General features: G+C 61.6%; 17 protein-coding genes and 1 other annotated feature. Of the genes, 13 read left to right on the top strand and 4 right to left on the bottom strand.

The window, feature by feature from the left end; genetic code table 11:
• Positions 1–9 precede the first annotated feature (9 nt).
• Positions 10–546, bottom strand: coding sequence for a primosomal replication protein PriC (gene priC / locus ACJ8M3_RS12670; RefSeq protein ID WP_033642112.1), 537 nt, complete (start codon positions 544–546; stop codon positions 10–12).
• A 134-nt stretch (positions 547–680) separates the two neighbouring features.
• Here priC and ACJ8M3_RS12665 point away from each other — a divergent pair, with 134 nt between their 5' ends.
• The 12 genes from ACJ8M3_RS12665 to ACJ8M3_RS12610 all read left to right on the top strand — a co-directional run bounded on the left by ACJ8M3_RS12665 (position 681) and on the right by ACJ8M3_RS12610 (position 14,097).
• Entirely contained in the window at positions 681–1,061 is a 381-nt protein-coding gene (locus tag ACJ8M3_RS12665) for a DUF454 family protein (RefSeq protein ID WP_016928835.1), read from the top strand.
• A gap of 268 nt (positions 1,062–1,329) precedes the next feature.
• Positions 1,330–1,881, top strand: coding sequence for an adenine phosphoribosyltransferase (gene apt / locus ACJ8M3_RS12660; RefSeq protein WP_019454166.1), 552 nt, complete (start codon positions 1,330–1,332; stop codon positions 1,879–1,881).
• Between the two features lie 92 nt (positions 1,882–1,973).
• The gene (gene dnaX, locus ACJ8M3_RS12655) at positions 1,974–3,932 is read left to right on the top strand and encodes a DNA polymerase III subunit gamma/tau (RefSeq protein WP_047025747.1); all 1,959 of its coding nucleotides are present in this window, start codon (positions 1,974–1,976) and stop codon (positions 3,930–3,932) included.
• Positions 3,265–3,329 (top strand) — a sequence feature (DnaX frameshifting element). It overlaps the preceding gene by 65 nt.
• A 41-nt stretch (positions 3,933–3,973) precedes the next feature.
• Positions 3,974–4,303, top strand: a complete 330-nt coding sequence (locus ACJ8M3_RS12650) for a YbaB/EbfC family nucleoid-associated protein (protein ID WP_004940264.1) — start codon at positions 3,974–3,976, stop codon at positions 4,301–4,303.
• Positions 4,303–4,908, top strand: coding sequence for a recombination mediator RecR (recR, locus tag ACJ8M3_RS12645; RefSeq protein WP_004940263.1), 606 nt, complete (start codon positions 4,303–4,305; stop codon positions 4,906–4,908). The genes ACJ8M3_RS12650 and recR overlap by 1 nt, the downstream gene beginning before the upstream one ends.
• A 142-nt stretch (positions 4,909–5,050) precedes the next feature.
• Complete coding sequence (htpG, locus tag ACJ8M3_RS12640) at positions 5,051–6,916, top strand: molecular chaperone HtpG (protein ID WP_033651110.1); 1,866 nt, start codon at positions 5,051–5,053, stop codon at positions 6,914–6,916.
• Positions 6,917–7,118: 202 nt separating this feature from the next.
• On the top strand, positions 7,119–7,763 hold the full coding sequence (adk, locus tag ACJ8M3_RS12635) for an adenylate kinase (RefSeq protein WP_004940261.1): 645 nt from the start codon (positions 7,119–7,121) through the stop codon (positions 7,761–7,763).
• Positions 7,764–7,928: 165 nt separating this feature from the next.
• Positions 7,929–9,062: a sugar diacid recognition domain-containing protein gene (locus ACJ8M3_RS12630; protein ID WP_089191266.1), complete on the top strand. Its 1,134-nt coding sequence runs from the start codon at positions 7,929–7,931 to the stop codon at positions 9,060–9,062.
• A gap of 119 nt (positions 9,063–9,181) precedes the next feature.
• On the top strand, positions 9,182–10,447 hold the full coding sequence (locus ACJ8M3_RS12625) for a GntP family permease (protein WP_089196660.1): 1,266 nt from the start codon (positions 9,182–9,184) through the stop codon (positions 10,445–10,447).
• Positions 10,448–10,456: 9 nt separating this feature from the next.
• On the top strand, positions 10,457–11,620 hold the full coding sequence (locus ACJ8M3_RS12620) for a glycerate kinase (RefSeq protein WP_089196661.1): 1,164 nt from the start codon (positions 10,457–10,459) through the stop codon (positions 11,618–11,620).
• Positions 11,621–11,739: 119 nt separating this feature from the next.
• Positions 11,740–12,702, top strand: a complete 963-nt coding sequence (gene hemH, locus ACJ8M3_RS12615; RefSeq protein WP_004940253.1) for a ferrochelatase — start codon at positions 11,740–11,742, stop codon at positions 12,700–12,702.
• A gap of 90 nt (positions 12,703–12,792) precedes the next feature.
• Positions 12,793–14,097, top strand: coding sequence for an inosine/guanosine kinase (locus ACJ8M3_RS12610; RefSeq protein WP_033651114.1), 1,305 nt, complete (start codon positions 12,793–12,795; stop codon positions 14,095–14,097).
• 54 nt (positions 14,098–14,151) lie between these two features.
• Here ACJ8M3_RS12610 and ybaL read toward each other — a convergent pair whose 3' ends face one another.
• Positions 14,152–15,843, bottom strand: coding sequence for a YbaL family putative K(+) efflux transporter (ybaL, locus tag ACJ8M3_RS12605; RefSeq protein ID WP_004940247.1), 1,692 nt, complete (start codon positions 15,841–15,843; stop codon positions 14,152–14,154).
• Between the two features lie 245 nt (positions 15,844–16,088).
• Positions 16,089–17,309, bottom strand: coding sequence for an MFS transporter (locus tag ACJ8M3_RS12600; RefSeq protein WP_033651115.1), 1,221 nt, complete (start codon positions 17,307–17,309; stop codon positions 16,089–16,091).
• A 178-nt stretch (positions 17,310–17,487) separates the two neighbouring features.
• On the opposite strand from ACJ8M3_RS12600, the gene ushA reads away from it, so the two are divergent.
• The gene (gene ushA, locus ACJ8M3_RS12595) at positions 17,488–19,140 is read left to right on the top strand and encodes a bifunctional UDP-sugar hydrolase/5'-nucleotidase UshA (RefSeq protein ID WP_033642120.1); all 1,653 of its coding nucleotides are present in this window, start codon (positions 17,488–17,490) and stop codon (positions 19,138–19,140) included.
• Between the two features lie 108 nt (positions 19,141–19,248).
• On the opposite strand, the gene ACJ8M3_RS12590 is transcribed toward ushA, so the two are convergent.
• Positions 19,249–20,016 carry an AraC family transcriptional regulator gene (locus ACJ8M3_RS12590; RefSeq protein ID WP_047572418.1) on the bottom strand — a complete coding sequence of 256 codons (768 nt, stop codon included), beginning with the start codon at positions 20,014–20,016 and terminating at the stop codon, positions 19,249–19,251.
• Between the last annotated feature and the right edge of the window lie 55 nt (positions 20,017–20,071).

The raw sequence follows: 20,071 nt of genomic DNA, 5'->3' as shown, positions 1-20,071 counted from the left end.
GATAAATCTTCAAAAACCGTTTTCTTTGCGCTCGATATTGCGCTCGATGCGCGCCAACGCCTGACGACAGCGCATCAGCCGCCCCTCCAGCGCCGCCAGCTCGTGCTGCAGCTTTTGCTGCGCCGCCAGCGTGGTCTGGCGCCCCAGCAGGCTTTCCCGATCCTGAATCATGGCGATCAGCCGGCGTTCGTAATCCTGATGCTCGGCCAGCTTGTGGTAGAGATCGACCTCGGGGGCTTCCTTCGGCTGATTCTTGCGCCGCAGCGCCTGGGTCGCCAGCTCGCGCTGCAGGGCGGCGATCTGAGCCACCAGTTTTTCGGCCAGAAAAGCCACCTGGCTGGCGCGGCTGTCGTTAGCGGCGTTTTGCAGCTGGGCGAAGTTTTTCTCCACTTCGGCCAGGTAGTCGCGCAGCCGCGTGCCGCGGTTGGCGAACAGGGCGGCGTCGAACCGCGCCTGCGGGATCGGGGCGTCGCCGCGCGGGCTGACTTCGGCCGCCAGCGCCGCGATCTGCTGTGCCAACACCTGTAATAGACGCTGAGTGCTCACATAAGCTCCCTCTTGATTTCAACAGGCGTAAGCTTGCCCGCGATGCCGTCCTGAAACAAGCGTCGCATGCATATTCCGCCGGCGCGGCGCCGATGCTACAGTAAGCCGCAACCGATTGAGGAGCGAAGAATCGCATGACGCGTGGGTTATTGATCATTTTGGGCTGGTTGGCGGTGGTGCTGGCGACGTTGGGCGTGGTGTTGCCGCTGTTGCCGACCACGCCGTTCCTGCTGTTGGCCGCCTGGTGCTTCGCCCGCTCTTCGCCGCGCTTTCATCACTGGCTGCTGTACCGTTCCTGGTTTGGCCCTTATCTGCGCCATTGGCAGCAGCATCGCGCGCTGCCGCCGGGGGCGAAGTGGAAAGCGGTGCTGGTGATCGTGCTGACCTTCGCCTGTTCGCTGTGGCTGGTGAAAATCTGGTGGGTGCGCGGGCTGTTGCTGCTGATGTTGGCCATTTTGCTGACCTTTATGCTGCGCCTGCCGGTTATTGATCTGCCGCAACAAAAACAGCGCTGATTGTACCTTAAACTCCTCAATAGCTTTCAAGCCGCAGCCAGGCGACAAACGCAGGCATCCCCGGGTGCTTACTTAGGTAAGTAATGCGTGCGGTCAACAACGCTGCGGGTTGAAAGATGCAGGGGAGAGTTGCATTTGTCCGCCAGTTTGCATAGATTTGGGCGTTTTCGTGCGCGGATCGCCTGCCATTTTTTCTCCGGTGTGTTTCACCCGGGGGCGGCGGGTGAGCGGCGCGCCGGTTTTCAGGCAGTTTTATCAGGCAACAATTATGACCGCTACTGCGCAGCAGCTTCAGTTTATTAAAGACAGTATCAAAACCATCCCGGATTATCCGAAGCCGGGCATCCTGTTCCGCGACGTGACCAGCCTGCTGGAAAACCCGTTGGCCTACGCCGCCAGCATCGAGCTGCTGGTTGAGCGCTATCGCGAAGCGGGCGTGACCAAGGTGGTGGGTACCGAAGCGCGTGGTTTCCTGTTCGGCGCGCCCGTCGCGCTGGCGTTGGGCGTCGGTTTCGTGCCGGTGCGCAAACCGGGCAAACTGCCGCGCGCCACGCTCAGCGAAAGCTATGAGCTGGAGTACGGCACCGACAAGCTGGAGATCCACACCGACGCCATCACCGCGGGCGACAAAGTGCTGGTGGTGGACGATCTGCTGGCGACCGGCGGCACCATTGAAGCGACCACCAAACTGATCCGCCGTCTGGGCGGTGAAGTGAAAGACGCCGCGTTCATCATCAACCTGCCGGATCTGGGCGGAGAAGCGCGTCTGAACAAGCTGGGCATCGACTGCTACTGCCTGGTGGACTTCGCCGGTCATTGATGCGGCATCGCCCCTTGGGCACAACGGCCTCGCGGATTGCCGCGGGGCTGTGTTAGCATGACCCTCCAGATTACTCGACTTCTCCGGTATTAATGAGCTATCAGGTTCTCGCCCGTAAGTGGCGCCCTCAAACGTTCGCAGACGTGGTCGGCCAGGAACATGTCCTGACCGCGCTGGCCAACGGCCTCTCGCTGGGGCGGATCCATCACGCCTATCTGTTCTCGGGCACGCGCGGCGTGGGGAAAACCACCATCGCCCGCTTGCTGGCCAAAGGCCTGAACTGTGAAACCGGCATCACCGCCACGCCTTGCGGCCAATGCGACAACTGCCGCGAGATCGAGCAGGGGCGCTTCGTCGATCTGATCGAGATCGACGCCGCTTCCCGAACCAAGGTGGAAGATACCCGCGATTTGCTGGACAACGTTCAGTACGCGCCGGCGCGCGGCCGCTTCAAGGTCTACCTGATCGATGAAGTGCACATGCTCTCGCGCCACAGCTTCAACGCGTTGCTGAAGACGCTGGAAGAGCCGCCGCCGCACGTCAAATTCCTGTTGGCCACCACCGATCCGCAAAAATTGCCGGTGACCATTCTTTCCCGCTGCCTGCAGTTTCACCTCAAAGCGCTGGACGTTGATCAGATCCGCCAGCAGCTGGAAACGGTGCTGACGGCGGAGCAGATCACCAGCGACGCCCGCGCGCTGCAGCTGCTGGCGCGCGCCGCCGACGGCAGCATGCGCGATGCGCTGAGCCTGACCGATCAGGCGATCGCCATGGGGCAGGGGCAGGTGACCGCCGCCACCGTCAGCCAGATGCTCGGTACGCTCGATGACGAGCAGCCGCTGGCGATCCTCGAAGCGCTGGTCAGCGCCGACGGTGAAAAGGTGATGGCGCAGGTCGCGCAGGCCGCTTCGCGCGGCGTGGATTGGGAAAACCTGCTGGTGGAGACGCTGGCGTTGCTGCACCGCATTGCGATGGTGCAACTGCTGCCTTCGATGCTCGACAACCACTACGCCGCCGTGGAACAACGGCTGCGTGAGCTGGCGCGCACCCTGCCGCCGGCCGATGTGCAACTCTATTACCAGACGCTGTTGGTGGGCCGCAAAGAGCTGGCCTATGCGCCGGATCGCCGCATGGGGGTTGAGATGACCCTGCTGCGCGCGCTGGCGTTTCACCCGAAAGCGGTGATCCCGGAGCCGGTGGCGTTGGTGCAGACCGCGCCGACGCCGATGGCGCAGCCGCAGCAGGCCGCATCGCCACAGCCGCCGCAGTTTCAGGACGCGCCGCCGCCGCTAGGGCAGCCGGCCGCGCCGCAGCGACAATCATCGACCCCTTTACCGGATGCCACCGCCCAGCTGTTGAAAGCGCGGTCCCAGCTGCAACGGCAGCAGGGAGCATCCACACCAAAAAAGAATGAGCCGGCGGCGCCAGGAATAGCGCGGCCGGCAAACTCGGCGCTGGGGCGTTTGGCTTCCGTGACCGAGCGCAGCCAGCAGCGCCTGGCGGAGAAGAAGGTGCCGGAAAAACCGGCGAAACCGGAAGCCTATCGTTGGCGCGCGCAGACCGAGCCCGAGGCGGCGCCGGAACCGCTGGCGACGCCGAAAGCGCTGCGCACGGCGTTGGAGCACGAGAAAACGCCGGAGCTGGCCGCCAAGCTGGTGGTGGAGTCGCTGGAGCGCGACGCCTGGGCGGCGGAAATCGATAAGCTGAAGATCCCGAAACTGGTGCAGCAGCTGGCGTTGAACGCCTTCAAGCAGCAGCCGGAGCCGGGCAAGATTAGCCTCCATCTGCGGTCTTCGCAGCGCCATCTGAATTCGCCTTCGGCGCAGAAGACGCTGGCCGACGCGCTCGGTGAGCTGTACGGCAGCCCGATCGAGCTGACCGTGGTGGAGGACGATAATCCGGCGGAGCGCACCCCGCTGGAATGGCGACAAGCCATCTATGAGGAAAAGCTGGCGCAGGCGCGCCAGTCCATCGAAGCGGATACCAACATTCAGACGCTGCGCCGATTCTTCGACGCGGATCTGGATGAAGAGAGTATTCGCCCCCTTTAAACGCTGCGCGATGTGCGCGGCCCTAGCGACGAGAGACGACTATGTTTGGTAAAGGCGGTCTGGGCAACCTGATGAAGCAAGCCCAGCAAATGCAAGAAAAAATGCAGCAGATGCAGGAAGAAGTCGCCAAATTGGAAGTGACCGGCGAATCTGGCGCCGGCCTGGTGAAAGTCACCATCAATGGCGCGCACAACTGCCGCCGCGTGGAAATCGATCCAAGCCTGATGGAAGACGACAAAGAGATGCTGGAAGATCTGATCGCCGCTGCGTTTAACGACGCCGCGCGCCGCATCGAAGAGACCCAGAAAGAGAAAATGGCCTCCGTCTCCAGCGGCATGCAGTTGCCGCCTGGCTTCAAGATGCCGTTCTGATGCAAACCAGCCCGCTCCTTGAATCCCTGATGGAGGCGCTGCGCTGCCTGCCGGGCGTCGGCCCGAAATCGGCGCAGCGCATGGCGTTTCAGCTGCTGCAGCGCGATCGCAGCGGCGGCATGCGCCTGGCGCAAGCGTTGACTCGCGCGATGTCGGAGATCGGCCACTGCGCCGACTGCCGCACCTTCACCGAGCAGGACGTCTGCACCATCTGCGCCAATCCGCGCCGCCAGCAAAACGGCCAGATTTGCGTGGTGGAAAGCCCGGCGGATATCCACGCCATCGAGCAGACCGGCCAGTTCGCCGGGCGCTACTTTGTGCTGATGGGGCATCTGTCGCCGCTGGACGGCATCGGGCCGGGCGATATCGGTCTGGATCGCCTGGAGCAACGGCTGGAAAAGGAAAGCATCACCGAAGTGATCCTCGCCACCAACCCGACGGTGGAAGGGGAGGCGACCGCCAACTATATCGCCGAGATGTGTGGCCAGTATGGCGTGCTCGCCAGCCGCATCGCCCACGGCGTGCCGGTGGGCGGCGAGCTGGAGATGGTCGACGGCACCACGCTGTCGCATTCGCTGGCGGGGCGCCACGCCATCAAGTTCTGATGTTTTCCCGGATGGGGCCGCCCGGCCCCATTGTTTTTTGCCAAAAATTTCCCGCCGTCCGCTTGAAAAACAAGACCCTGACCCTCATCTGATCCTCATTGTTCGATTTTGGTAGCCATTGTCTTTGAGGTAATCAATGAGTATGAAAGGTCAAGAAACCCGCGGGTTCCAGTCTGAAGTAAAACAGCTGCTTCATTTGATGATCCATTCGCTGTACTCCAACAAAGAAATTTTTCTGCGCGAGCTGATCTCCAACGCCTCTGACGCCGCCGACAAGCTGCGCTTCCGCGCTCTGTCCGCGCCGGAGCTGTATGCCGGCGACGGCGAGCTGCGCGTGCGTTTGTCCTTCGATAAAGAGCAGCGCACCCTGACCATTGCCGACAACGGCATCGGTATGCGCCGCGAAGAAGTGATCGAAAACCTCGGCACCATCGCCAAATCGGGCACCAAAGCGTTCCTGGAATCCATCGGTTCCGACCAGGCGAAAGACAGCCAACTGATCGGCCAGTTCGGCGTCGGTTTCTACTCGGCGTTCATCGTGGCGGACAAAGTGACCGTGCGCACCCGCGCGGCCGGCGCCGCCGATGACGAGGGCGTGTTCTGGGAGTCCGCCGGTGAAGGCGACTACACCATCGCCGACATCACTAAAGAGACCCGCGGCACCGAAATCACCCTGCATCTGCGCGAAGGCGAAGATGAGTACCTCGACGCCTGGCGCCTGCGCTCGGTGATCGGCAAATATTCCGATCACATCGCCTTGCCGGTAGAGATCGAAAGCAAGAACGAAGAAGACGGCACCGTCACCTGGGAGAAGATCAACAAGGCGCAGGCCCTGTGGACCCGCAGCAAGGCTGACGTGACCGACGAAGAGTACAAAGAGTTCTACAAGCACATCGCCCACGATTTCACCGATCCGCTGAGCTGGAGCCACAATCGGGTGGAAGGCAAGCAGGAATATACCAGCCTGCTGTATATCCCGGCGCAGGCGCCGTGGGACATGTGGAACCGCGATCACAAGCACGGCCTGAAGCTGTACGTGCAGCGCGTGTTCATCATGGACGACGCCGAGCAGTTCATGCCGAACTATCTGCGCTTCGTGCGCGGCCTGATCGATTCCAACGATCTGCCGCTGAACGTATCGCGCGAGATCCTGCAAGACAGCCGCGTGACGCAGAACCTGCGCGGCGCGCTGACCAAGCGCGTGCTGCAGATGCTGGATAAGCTGGCCAAAGACGACGCCGAAGGCTACCAGAAATTCTGGCAGCAGTTCGGTCTGGTGCTGAAAGAAGGCCCGGCGGAAGATAACGGCAACCAGGAAGCGATCGCCAAACTGCTGCGCTTCGCCACCACCCATGGCGACAGCTCGGCGCAGACCGTGTCGCTGGAAGAGTACGTCGGCCGCATGGCGGAAGGGCAGGAAAAGATTTACTACATCACCGCCGACAGCTACGCCGCCGCCAAGAGCAGCCCGCATCTGGAGCTGTTCCGCAAGAAAGGTATCGAAGTGCTGCTGTTGTCCGATCGCATCGACGAGTGGATGATGAGCTACCTGACCGAGTTCGACGGCAAGCCGTTCCAGTCGGTCAGCAAGGCGGATGAAACGCTGGATAAACTGGCGGATGAAACCGAAGAGCAGAAGGCGGCCGAGAAGCAGTTGGAACCGTTCATCGAACGCGTGAAAACCCTGCTGGGCGACCGCGTGAAGGATGTGCGTCTGACGCACCGCCTGACCGATACGCCGGCGATCGTGGTGACCGACGCCGACGAGATGAGCACCCAGATGGCCAAGCTGTTCGCCGCTGCGGGCCAGCAGGCGCCGGAAGTGAAGTACATTTTCGAGCTTAATCCTGAGCATGCGTTGGTCAAACGCGCATCCGACGTGGGCGATAACGAACATTTCGCCGAGTGGATCGACCTGCTTTTGGATCAGGCGCTGTTGGCTGAACGCGGCACGCTGGAGGATCCGAACCTGTTCATCCGCCGCATGAACAAGTTGCTGTCCGCCTGAAGTTGATTATATGCGCCCTTAACGGCACCGTTAGGGGCGCATTTCCGGTTTTTCCCCGCATTTTCCCCTCTTTTGTTCGCTTGAATTTTTGCATGTTCCGCAATCGATTTCCTTCGCGCGCCTTGAGCCTGCCCCCCCTGAAATGGTATCGTTGAGCGTTTTCGCAATTTTATAAAAACTACATAGCAAGGGGATTTACGCAATGCGTATCATTCTGCTGGGCGCTCCGGGCGCTGGTAAAGGTACTCAGGCTCAATTCATCATGGAGAAATACGGCATTCCGCAAATCTCCACCGGTGATATGTTGCGCGCAGCCGTGAAGGCCGGCAGTGAACTGGGCAAGCAGGCGAAAGAGATCATGGACGCCGGCAAGCTGGTGACCGATGAGCTGGTGATCGCGCTGGTCAAAGAGCGCATCGCTCAGGAAGATTGCCGCAAGGGCTTCCTGTTGGACGGCTTCCCGCGCACCATTCCGCAGGCTGACGCGATGAAAGAAGCCGGCATCAACGTGGACTTCGTGCTGGAGTTCGACGTGCCGGACGAGCTGATCGTTGACCGCATCGTTGGCCGCCGCGTGCACGCGCCGTCCGGCCGCGTATACCACGTGAAGTTCAATCCGCCGCAGGTGGAAGGCAAAGACGACGTGACCGGCGAAGAGCTGACCACGCGCAAGGACGATCAGGAAGAGACCGTGCGCAAGCGCCTGGTGGAATACCATCAGATGACCGCGCCGCTGATCTCTTACTACAGCAAAGAAGCGGCAGCGGGCAACACCCAATACCGCAAAATCGACGGCACCCGCAAGGTGGCCGAAGTGAGCGCAGAGCTGGCGACTATCCTCGGTTGATAGCAAGCTGGCTGTGCATGACGCCGGGCCTGTGGCCCGGCGTTTTTTTTGCCGTTTTCCCGTTAAATTGTGATCGCGGCGGCTTGTTGCGGCCGTGACCGTTAATCGCTCGCGCCAAATGGCGTATAACAAGCCTGCGTTTTCATCCTCAGCAGGGAGCCGGGCATGCTCAGACAGACCAAACTTCTGGCGGAAGCCACCGCGCGCCAGATCGTCCAGCGGGCGATGGGCATCATCAGCCATTCCGTCAACGTGATGGACAGCAACGGCGTGATCATCGCTTCCGGCAACCCACAGCGCCTGTTCCAGCGCCATGAAGGCGCAGTGCTGGCGTTGGCGGAGAATCGGGTGGTGGAAATCGACCGCGCCACCGCCGAACACCTGAAGGGCGTGCGGCCCGGCATCAACCTGCCGTTCAGCTTTCGCAATCAGCGGGTGGGAGTGATCGGCATTTCCGGCGAGCCGGCCGAGGTGCGCGCCTACGCCGAGTTGGTCAAAATGGCGGCGGAGATGATGGTGGAGCAGGCGGCGCTGCTGGATCAGCACCAGTGGGAAAAACGCTACCGGGAAGAGCTGGCGAACCAGCTGTTGCAGCCGCAGCCGAACACGGCGTCGCTGGAAGCGATGGCGGCGTATCTGGGATTGGATCTGCGCCAGGCGCGCATCGTCTGGATCGTCGAGCTGCAAGAGGCGCAGCCGCACCTGCTGCGCGAACTGCTGGCTGAGCTGGAGGCCACCCAGCGCGATGCGTTGATCGCCATTACCGGCTTCAATGAAATGACCCTGCTGCGCCCGGCCAGCATGGCGCAAGGCGAGTGGAGCCTGAAGCTGGAGCGCCAACAGGCGCAGCGTTTGCAAAACCAGCTCAAGCACCGCTTTCGGGTGCGGCTGATCGTCGGCGGTTTCTACGACGATCCACAAAGCGCCTACCGCTCCAGCCTGACCGCGCGCGCCACCCAGGCGATGGCGCAGCGCCTGAAATTGCGCCACGCCACGCTGTTCTACCACGACTATCCGCTGCCGTCGCTGCTGTGCGATCTCGGGGAGGACTGGCGAGCGCAAGAGCTGGGGCGTCCCTGGCGGACGCTGGGCGAACAGGATGAAAAAGGCGTGCTGCGCGCCACGCTGCGCCACTATTTTTCGCAGAATTGTGATCAGACGCAGGCCGCCGCGCAGCTGCATATTCACGTCAATACCCTGCGCTATCGCCTGCAGCGCATCGAAGCCATAACCGGCATGAAAATCAATCAATTAACTGACTCTCTGCGGTTGTATATCGGCATGCTGATGCACGACTGAGTTGTGCCAACCCACAAATTCCGCGCCGTTCCTTCGGCGATTTTTTGTTGTTTCCCCTCAGGCCAACGCCGGGCGCGCGGGATATGTTGGCCTGCACATCAACCACGGAGAAAACAACAATGACAACCGTATCCACTCTGGGGGCGCTGGTGGCGTTAGCCGTCGCCATCGTCCTGATTCTACGCAAGGTTCCACCGGCTTACGGCATGATTGCCGGCGCGCTGGCGGGCGGGCTGTGCGGCGGCGCCGATCTGGTGCAGACCGTGACGCTGATGATCGGCGGGGCGCAGGGCATCACCAACGCCGTGATGCGCATTCTGGCGGCGGGGGTATTGGCCGGGGTGCTGATCGAATCCGGCGCGGCGCACACCATCGCCGAAACTATCGTACGCAAGGTGGGCGAAACCCGCGCGCTGCTGGCGCTGGCGGTGGCTACACTGATCCTGACGGCGGTGGGGGTGTTTATCGACGTGGCGGTGATCACCGTCGCGCCGATCGCGCTGTCGATCGCCCAAAAGGCCGGCATTTCTCGTGCGGCGATCCTGCTGGCGATGATCGGCGGCGGCAAGGCCGGCAACGTGATGTCGCCCAACCCGAACACCATCGCGGCGGCGGACAACTTCCACGTGCCGCTCACCTCGGTGATGATGGCCGGCATCGTGCCGGGGCTGTGCGGCCTGGTGGTGGCCTATCTGCTGGCGCGTCGCCTGAGCGATAAAGGTAGCAGGGTGATGGCTGAAGAGCTGACTCAGCATGCCGAAGGGGCGCGGCCGGGCTTCGCTGCGGCGATCAGCGCGCCGCTGGTGGCGATCCTGCTGCTGTCGCTGCGGCCGATCGCCGGTATCGCCGTCGATCCGCTGATCGCACTGCCGGCCGGTGGTTTGGTGGGCGCGCTGCTGATGGGGCGCATTCGTCAGTGCAATCAGTTTATGGTCTCCGGCCTGTCGCGCATGGCGCCGGTGGCGATCATGCTGCTCGGCACCGGCACGCTGGCGGGCATTATCGCCAACTCGGCGCTGAAGGATGTCTTGATTACCGGTTTGACGCACACCGGGCTGCCGGCCTGGCTGCTGGCGCCGCTGTCCGGCGCGCTGATGTCGATGGCGACCGCCTCGACCACCGCCGGCACCGCCGTCGCCTCCGGGGTGTTCAGCTCCACGCTGCTTGAGCTGGGGGTGAGCGGATTGGCCGGCGCGGCGATGATCCATGCGGGCGCCACGGTGCTGGATCACCTGCCGCACGGCAGCTTCTTCCACGCCACCGGCGGCAGCGTCAATATGGCGGTGCACGAGCGGCTCAAACTGTTGCCGTATGAAACGCTGGTGGGGTTCACCATCGCGGCAATCTCGGCGCTGATGTTTGGCGTATTTAACCTGGCGGGATAAGGAACAGTGATGAAAACGCTGAAAAAAGTGGTTATTGCCCCGGATTCTTTCAAAGAGAGCCTGAGCGCGCTCGGCGTCGCCGACGCCATCGAGCGGGGATTCCGTCAGATTTACCCGCAGGCGCACTACGTGAAGCTGCCGATGGCGGACGGCGGTGAAGGCACGGTGGAGTCGATGGTGGCGGCCACCGGCGGTGAAATCGTTCAGGTGACGGTCACCGGGCCGCTGGGGGAGCCGGTGCAGGGGTTCTATGGCCTGCTGGGCGACGGCGAAACCGCAGTGATTGAAATGGCCGCCGCTTCCGGGCTGCACCTGGCGCCGCCCAACCGGCGCGATCCGCGCATCACCACCAGTTACGGCACCGGCGAACTGATGCTGGCGGCGCTGGAGCGCGGCGTGAAGGCGATCATTCTCGGCATCGGCGGCAGCGCCACCAACGACGGCGGCGCCGGGATGATGCAGGCGCTGGGCGTGAAGTTGCTGGATAAGGATCGCCGGCCGCTGCCGGTGGGCGGGGCGGCGTTGGCGCAGCTGGCGCATCTTGATCTCGCCGGGCTGGATGCGCGTTGGCAACGGGTGAGCGTAACCGCCGCCTGCGACGTCGATAACCCGCTGTGCGGCGAAAAGGGCGCCTCGGCGGTGTTCGGGCCGCAGAAGGGGGCGACGCCGGAGATGGTGGCGCAGCTCGATGCGGCGCTGCATCACTATGGCGAACTGCTGGAACGGGAAACCGGCCGCGCCGTGCTCACCCAGCCGGGCGCGGGCGCGGCGGGCGGCATGGGGGCGGCGCTGCTCGGCATGCTCGACGCGCGCTTGCGACCGGGCATCGAGATCGTCACCGAAACCCTGCGCCTGGATGAGGCGGTGCGCGATGCCGATCTGGTGATTACCGGCGAAGGGCGGCTGGACAGCCAGTCTGTCCACGGCAAAACGCCGATCGGCGTGGCGCGGGTGGCCAAGCGCCACGGGGTGCCGGTGATCGCCATCGCCGGCAGCCTGACGCCGGATTATTCGGTGGTGCATCAACACGGCATCGATGCGGCGTTTTCGGTACTCGATCGCATCGTGACGCTGGAAGACGCGCTGGCGAGCGCCGATCGCAATCTGCAGGTGACGGCGCGCAACGTGGCGGCGGTATGGCAACTGGCGCAAGGGGGAAGCCCACAGGCATAGCCTGTTGCTGTTATCGGTTTCGACGCAGGACTTTTCCGTTACAATAGCCGGCATTAATGGCTGCTGACATCCCGACCCAGAACGGAATGCCGGCCGGAAAGGAAATGAGGGGAACTGAGATGAAGCAAGAGAAACACGGCGTATTGCTGGTGAACCTGGGCACGCCAGATGCGCCGACCTCGTCGGCGGTCAAACGCTATCTGAAGGAATTCCTCAGTGACGATCGCGTGGTCGACACGGCGCCGCTGATCTGGTGGCCGATCCTCAACGGCGCGATCTTGCCGATCCGTTCGCCGCGCGTGGCTAAACTCTATCAGTCGGTGTGGATGGAAGAGGGTTCGCCGCTGCTGGTGTACAGCCGCCGCCAACAGCGGGCGCTGGCGGCGCGCATGCCGAATACGCCGGTGGAGCTGGGCATGAGCTACGGTTCGCCGAGCCTGGCGGAAGCCATCGACAAGCTGCTGGCGCAGGGCGTGACCAACCTGGTGGTGCTGCCGCTCTATCCGCAATATTCCTGTTCCACCAGCGCGGCGGTATGGGATGGCGTGGCGCGGGTGCTGAAAGGCTATCGCCGCTTGCCTTCTGTGGCCTTCATTCGCGATTACGCCGAACACCCGGCCTATATCGCCGCGCTGCAACAAAGCGTGGAGCGCTCGTTCGCCGAGCACGGCCAGCCGGACCGGCTGGTGCTGTCTTTCCACGGCATCCCCAAACGTTATGCGCGGCTGGGCGACGACTACCCGCAGCGCTGCGAGGATACGCTGCGTGCGCTGAGCGCCACGCTGCCGCTGGCGCCGGAGCGGGTGATGATGACGTACCAATCGCGCTTCGGCCGCGAGCCTTGGCTGACGCCGTATACCGATGAGACCCTAAAAGGGCTGCCGGCGCAGGGCGTGAAGCACATTCAGCTGATCTGCCCCGGTTTCTCGGCGGACTGCCTGGAAACGCTGGAAGAGATTAAAGAGCAGAACCGCGAGATCTTCCTTAAGGCCGGCGGCGAGAAGTTTGAGTACATCTCAGCGTTGAACGACGAGCCGGCGCATATCGATATGATGCAGCAGTTGGTGGCGCAGCGTCTGTAATCATCCATAATCTGTCTATTAGGTGCATCGTGATCGGGCGGGGATGTGTTAACATTCTCCGCTTGTTAAACCGCCACCACCACCAATCACATGAAATTTCCTGGTAAACGCAAGTCCAAACACTATTTCCCGGTGAGCGCCCGCGATCCGCTTCTGCAGCAGGCCCAGCCCGAAAGTGAAATCAGCACCTCGTATATCGTCGGCATCGACCAGACGCTGGTGGATATCGAGGCGAAAGTGGACGACGCTTTTGTCCAGCGCTACGGCCTGAGCCTGGGCCACTCTCTGGTGATCGAAGATGACGTCGCCGAGGCGCTGTATCAGGAATTGAATGAAAACAACCTGGTCACCCATCAGTTCGCCGGCGGCACCATCGGCAACACCATGCACAACTATTCGGTGCTGGCGGACGACCGCTCGGTGCTGCTCGGCGTGATGTGCAGCAACGTGAAAATCGGCAGCTACGCCTACCGTTATCTGTGCAATACCTCCAGCCGCACCGATCTTAACTATCTGCAGGGCGTTGACGGCGCCATCGGCCGCTGTTTCACGCTGATCGGCGAAAGCGGCGAGCGCACCTTCGCCATCAACCCCGGCCAGATGAACCAGCTGCGCCCGGAAAGCATCCCTGAAGAGGTGATCGCCGGCGCGTCGGCGCTGGTGCTGAGCTCTTATCTGGTGCGCTGCAAGGAAGGGGAGCCGATAAAGGAGGCTACCCTGCAAGCGATCGAGTATGCCAAAAAGCACGATGTGCCGGTGGTGCTAACCCTGGGCACCAAGTACGTGATCGCCGACAACCCGCAGTGGTGGCGCGACTTCCTGAAGGAAAATGTGACCATTCTGGCGATGAACGAAGACGAAGCGCTGGAGCTGACCGGGCTGAGCGATCCGTTGACCGCCTCGGACATGGCGCTGGAGTGGGTGGATCTGGTGCTGTGCACCGCCGGACCGAACGGCCTGTATATGGCGGGCTACACCGAAGAGGCCAACAAGCGTCAGACCCAGCACCCGCTGTTGCCGGGGCATATCGCCGAGTTCAACCGCTACGAGTTCAGCCGCGCCATGCGTCGCGAACACTGTGAGCATCCGCTGCGCGTTTACTCGCACATCGCGCCGTATATGGGCGGGCCGGAGAAGATCATGAACACCAACGGCGCCGGCGACGGCGCGCTGTCGGCGTTGCTGCACGATATCGCCGCCAACGGTTATCACCGCCACAACGTGCCGAACTCGAGCAAGCACGTGCGCAGTTACCTGACATACTCTTCGTTGGCGCAGGTGTGCAAATACGCCAACCGCGTCAGCTACCAGGTGTTGAACCAGCATTCGCCGCGTCTCACTCGTGGCCTGCCGGAGCGCGAAGACAGCCTGGAAGAGTCCTATTGGGAGCGTTAACCCGCTGAAAAAGAAAAGGTCCGGCATGCCGGACCTTTTTTTGTGCGCGGTGCCTCAGATCGGGCAGCCCCCCATTTTTTCTTCTTCGCTCAGGGTATCCAGCTGCAGGATGTTCAGCATGCTGTTAGCGATCTCCCGTTCACCCATCACCACCTGATTGGCGCCGCGATCGGTGATGTAGGCCACCTCGTCGTCGTAGTGGGCGCGGGCGATGATCTCGATGTTCGGCCGCTTGGCGCGCGCCGAGGCGACGATCTCGCCGGCCTCATAGCCGTTGGGGATGGTCAGCAGCAGCCAGCGCGCGCAGTCGAGCCGCGCCAGATCCATCACTTCCGGATTGGCGGCGTTGCCCAGCACCGTCTTGATGCCCTGTTCGCGCAGCGCTTCCACCCGCGGGCGGGAGTTCTCGATCACCACCAGCGGAATGCCCGCCTCGGCCAGTTTGCCGCCCAGCAGGCTGCCGACGCGGCCGTAGCCGACCACCAGCGCATGGTTGCACATGTCCACCGGGATCTGCTTCTCTTCTTCCACCGCCTCTTCGAGGATTTGCTCTTCGATGGTTTCGGTTTTGGCCAGATAGCGCTCCAGCAGGGTGAACAGCAGCGGGTTGAGCATGATGGACAGAATGGCGCCGGCCAGCACCAGATTGCGCCCGTGTTCCGACATCATGCCCAGCGCGATGCCGAGGCCCGCCAGAATAAAGGCGAACTCGCCGATCTGCGCCAGGCTGGCGGAGATGGTCAGCGCGGTGCGCTTGGAGTGGCCGAACATTTTCACCAGCAGGAACGCGGCGGCGGATTTGCCGAACACGATGATCGCCAGCGTCGCCAGCACCGCCAGCGGTTCGTTAATCACGATCATCGGATCGAACAGCATGCCAACCGAGACGAAGAACAGCACCGCGAACGCGTCGCGCAGCGGCAGGGTGTCGTGCGCCGCGCGGTGGCTCAGCTCGGACTCGTTCAGCACCATGCCGGCGAAGAAGGCGCCCAGCGCGAAGGAGACGTCGAACAGCTTCACCGCGCCGTAGGCGATGCCAAGCGCCAGCGCCAACACCGCCAGGGTGAACAGCTCGCGCGAGCCGGTGCTGGCGGTTTTCGACAGGATCCACGGCACCAAACGGCGGCCGACCACGATCATCAACGCAATGAAGGCGATGACCTTACCGATGGTCAGCGCCAGTTCCATCAGCAGCTGGCTGCTGCTGGCGTTATCGTTGCCCAGCATATTGCCGAAAGCGGGCAGTAATACCAGCGTCAGCACCATCGCCAAATCTTCGACGATCAGCCAGCCGATGGCGATTTGCCCGCGCTGGCTGTCGATCAATTGCCTCTCCTCCAGCGCGCGCAGCAGCACCACGGTGCTGGCGGTGGAGAGACAGAGGCCGAACACCAGGCCGGAGATCAGATCCCAGCCGAGCAGCTTGGACAGCCCCATGCCGAGCAGGGTAGCGACGGCTATCTGCGCCACGGCGCCGGGTATGGCGATAGATTTTACTGCGAGGAGGTCTTTCAAAGAGAAGTGCAGGCCAACACCGAACATCAACAGGATAACGCCGATTTCCGCCAGTTCCGGCGCCAGTGAGGTATCGGCGACGAAACCGGGGGTGAACGGGCCGGCGAGCACCCCTGCGGCCAGATATCCCACCAGGGGTGAGATGCGCAGGCGGTTCGCCAGCATACCGAGGAGGAAGGCGAGTACTAACCCTCCGACGATGGTGGTGATGAGCGGTGTTGAATTATGCATCCATACTCCTTCTGGCTATGCATCGCGGCACGGGAGAAACGCAACAAAGTTACGAAAAGATACATTTAGTTTATTGCATTTGTTCGCGGCTTGCTTGGCTAATTTGGTCTTTTTTGTAAAAAAGCAGAGGATTTCGCTTAAGGCGCGTCAATGAGGGGGTTTTGTGCCAGATAAACCAAATAACATTGATTTATCCGTAGGATAACCCGGATGAATAAATACTTTCATCCGGGCAGTTCGCGGGGTTATTGCGGTTTATGCTCCATATTGGGCAGTAGCGCGGTAATAATGCCGATCAGCGGCAGGAAAGCACAGATTTGGTAGACCAGCTCGATACTGGTCAAATCCGCGACATAACCAAGAACTGCCGCGCCTAACCCGCCCATACCGAAAGCAAAACCGAAGAATAAACCGGAAACCATGCCGACTTTACCGGGGATCAGCTCCTGTGCGTAGACCAGGATGGCGGAGAACGCTGAGGCGAGAATAACCCCGATGATCACCGTCAAAATGCCGGTCCAGTACAGGGATGCATGGGGTAAAATAAGCGTAAATGGCGCTGCACCAAGGATTGAGCCCCAAATAACGTATTTTCTCCCTATCTTGTCGCCAAGGGGCCCGCCGATGATGGTTCCAGCGGCCACCGCAAACAGGAAGGCGAACAGGTGAATTTGCGCATTCTGCACCGAAACGCCGAACTTATGTATCAGATAAAAGGTGTAATAGCTGCTGATACTGGCCAGATAGAAGTATTTAGAGAAAATCAGCACCAGCAGAATGCCCAGCGAGTAGGCGACGGTACGTTTTGGCAGCGGTTTCAGCATTGCGGGGCTTTTCGGCTGCCCTTTCGCCGCCCGATGCTGATGTTGGTACCACTTGCTGACCTGCAGCAATACCACGATCGCCAGCAGCGCCGCCAGCGTGAACCAGGCGACGTTGCCTTTGCCGTAAGGCGCGATGATCAGCGCGGCCAGCAGCGGGCCGAGCGAGCTGCCGAAGTTGCCGCCGACCTGGAACAGCGACTGCGCCAGGCCGTGTCGTCCGCCGGAGGCCATGCGCGCCACGCGCGAGGATTCCGGGTGGAATACCGATGAGCCGGTGCCCACCAGCGCCGCTGCCAGCAGCACCAGCGGGAAGGTGTTCGCCACCGACAGCAGCAGCAGGCCGGACAGGGTAAAGCCCATGCCGATAGGCAGTGAGTAAGGCTGCGGGTGTTTATCGGTGTAATAGCCGATCAGCGGTTGCAGCAGGGAAGCCGTTAGCTGATAGGTCAGGGTGATCATACCGATCTGCACGAAGCTGAGGTGGAAATCGGCTTGCAGGATCGGATAAATCGCCAGGATCAGCGACTGGATCATATCGTTGAGCAGGTGAGACACGCTGATGGCGCCAAGGATGGAGAAAGCGGTCCTCTTTACCGTACTGCCCTTGGCGGGCGGCATCGCGCTTTGGCTACTGTCGGTCATATTATTATTAGCCTGATAAGTTGTTGAGCACAGAGATGACATCTTAGGCAGGGCGTTCAATTTTTACCATATCTGAAATAATCAGACTCACATCGCAAAAAATTGAAATCAGCTGTCATTAATTCGCGCTACAATTTCGCCCTCATCATAAAAGCCATTTAATACACGGAGATCCGCCATGCGTTTTTCGCTGAAAACCACCGCATGCGCGTTGGCCGTATCCCTGACGCTGCTGTCGGGGGCCGCCAGTGCCTGGGAAAAGGATAAGACCTACGCCATCACCATTCTGCATACCAACGATCATCACGGTCACTTCTGGCAGAACGATCACGGTGAATACGGTCTGGGCGCGCAGAAAACCCTGGTGGACGGCATTCGCCGCGAAGTGGCGGCGCAGGGCGGCAGCCTGCTGTTGCTGTCCGGCGGCGACATCAACACCGGCGTGCCGGAATCGGATCTGCAGGACGCCGAGCCGGACTTCCGCGGCATGAACCTGGTGGGTTACGACGCGATGGCGATCGGCAACCACGAATTCGACAACCCACTGAGCGTGCTGCGCCAGCAGGAGAAGTGGGCGACCTTCCCGCTCTTGTCCGCCAACATCTACCAGAAAAGCACAGGCCAGCGCCTGTTCAAGCCTTACGCCTTGTTCGACAAGCAGGGTATCAAGATTGCCGTGATCGGCCTGACGACCGACGACACCGCCAAGATAGGCAATCCGGAGTACTTCACCGACATGGAGTTCCGCGTGCCGGCGCAGGAAGCGAAGCAGGTGGTGGAGCAACTGCGCAAGGACGAGAAGCCGGACGTGATCATCGCCGCCACCCATATGGGGCACTACGACAACGGCGAGCATGGCTCTAACGCGCCGGGCGACGTGGAGATGGCGCGCAGCCTGCCGGCGGGATATCTCGACATGATCGTCGGCGGCCACTCGCAGGATCCGGTGTGCATGGCCGGTGACAACCGCAAACAGGCGGATTACGTACCGGGCACGCCATGCTCGCCGGATCGTCAGAACGGCACCTGGATCGTGCAGGCGCACGAGTGGGGCAAATACGTCGGGCGCGCCGATTTCGAATTCCGCAACGGCGAGCTGAAGCTGGTGCATTATCAGCTGATCCCGGTGAACCTGAAGAAGAAGGTGGAGAAAGCCGACGGCACCAGCGAGCGCGTGTACTACACCCAGCAGATTGCGGAAGATCCGACCATGATGAAGCTGCTGACGCCGTTCCAGGATAAGGGCAAGGCGCAGCTGGGCGTGAAGATCGGCAGCGTCAACGGCAAGCTTGAAGGCGATCGCAGCAAGGTGCGCTTCGTGCAGACCAACCTGGCGCGGGTGATGCTGGCGGCGCAGAGGGAGCGCGCCGACGCCGACTTCGCCGTGATGAGCGGCGGCGGGGTGCGCGATTCGATTGAAAGCGGCGATATCACCTACAAGAACGTGCTCAAGGTGCAGCCGTTCGGCAACACGTTGGTGCATGTCGATATGAAAGGCCGCGAGGTTGAACAGTATCTGGCGGTGGTGGCCAACATGAAGCCGGATTCCGGCGCCTATGCCCAGTTCGCCAATGTCAGTCTGGTGGCGGACGGCAAGGGCGTCAGCGAGGTGAAGATCAACGGCCAGCCGCTGCAGGCGGATAAAACTTACCGCATGGCGACGCTGAACTTCAACGCGCTGGGCGGCGACGGCTATCCGAAGCTGGACGGGCTGCCGAGCTACGTCAACACCGGCTTTATCGATGCCGAAGTGCTGAAGCAGTACATCGAGAAACACTCGCCGCTGGATGCGGCGGCCTACGAGCCGAAGGGCGAAATCGTCTATCGCTAGAGGCGCCGCGGAACGGCGCTCTCGCTTGTCGCGGGGGCGCCGTTCCCCCCCTCGCTTTTCTCCTCTGCATCAACGCCTTTTGTCAGCGTTGCCGTTTTAAACGGCGTCTTACTTCCTTCTCTCCATATACGCCCTCGGCGGGCAGCCCGCCATATTCTTGAAAAAAGTGGCGAAGGCGCTGTCGCTGGAAAACGCCAGCCGACCGGCGACGTCGGATTGGCTCATCCCTGCGGCCAGCATCTCTATCGCTTTGATCAGGCGCCATTGCTGACGCCATTGTTGATAACCGAGCCCGGTTTCACGGCGGAAAATCCGGCTGATGGTTTTCTCGGAAGCGCCGCTATAGCGCGATAGCTCGTGCAGCGGCGGAAGCATGTCCAGATTGGCCAGATGGCGCAGGCGGCGGTCGCTGGGCAGCGGCAGCAGCGTCAGTTCGCGCGGCGCGGCGGCGATCTCGTCCAGGCAGACCGCCAGAATATTGGCGTAAGGCCCATACTGCCAGTCGGTGTCGAAGGCGGCGAACGCGATGCGTTCCAACACCTCGCGCAGCAGCGGCGAGGCTGTCAGTACGGCAAGCTGCGCAGGCAGACAGGCATAGCGATCGGCGTCGAGATAAAGCGAACGGTAACCGACGACGCCGTTGACCTGAACGCGGTGAGCCACCTGCGGCGGGATCCAGGCGACTCTGCCCGGCGGCAGCATGCAGATGCTTTGGTTGAGCGTGATGCGCATGCTGCCTTGCTGACAGAACAGCAACTGCCCCCTGTCATGCCAATGCGTGCCCGAGTCGTGCTGCGCCAGTTCGGCGGCGATCCCGAGCACCCCGTTGTCGAGCGTATCCGGATTAAAACTGTCCTGCGCCTGCAGCCACGCCATAGTCTGTCCGATTTTGTAAATTTATTGTCTTTTATATTGTAATCGGCGCTGGGAC

The sequence above is a fragment of the Serratia sp. CY55921 genome, from assembly GCF_052167655.1.
Lineage (GTDB): Bacteria > Pseudomonadota > Gammaproteobacteria > Enterobacterales > Enterobacteriaceae > Serratia > Serratia ureilytica.
Note: the sequence above shows the minus strand (reverse complement) of the source record. Positions and strands in the feature narration are given on the sequence as shown.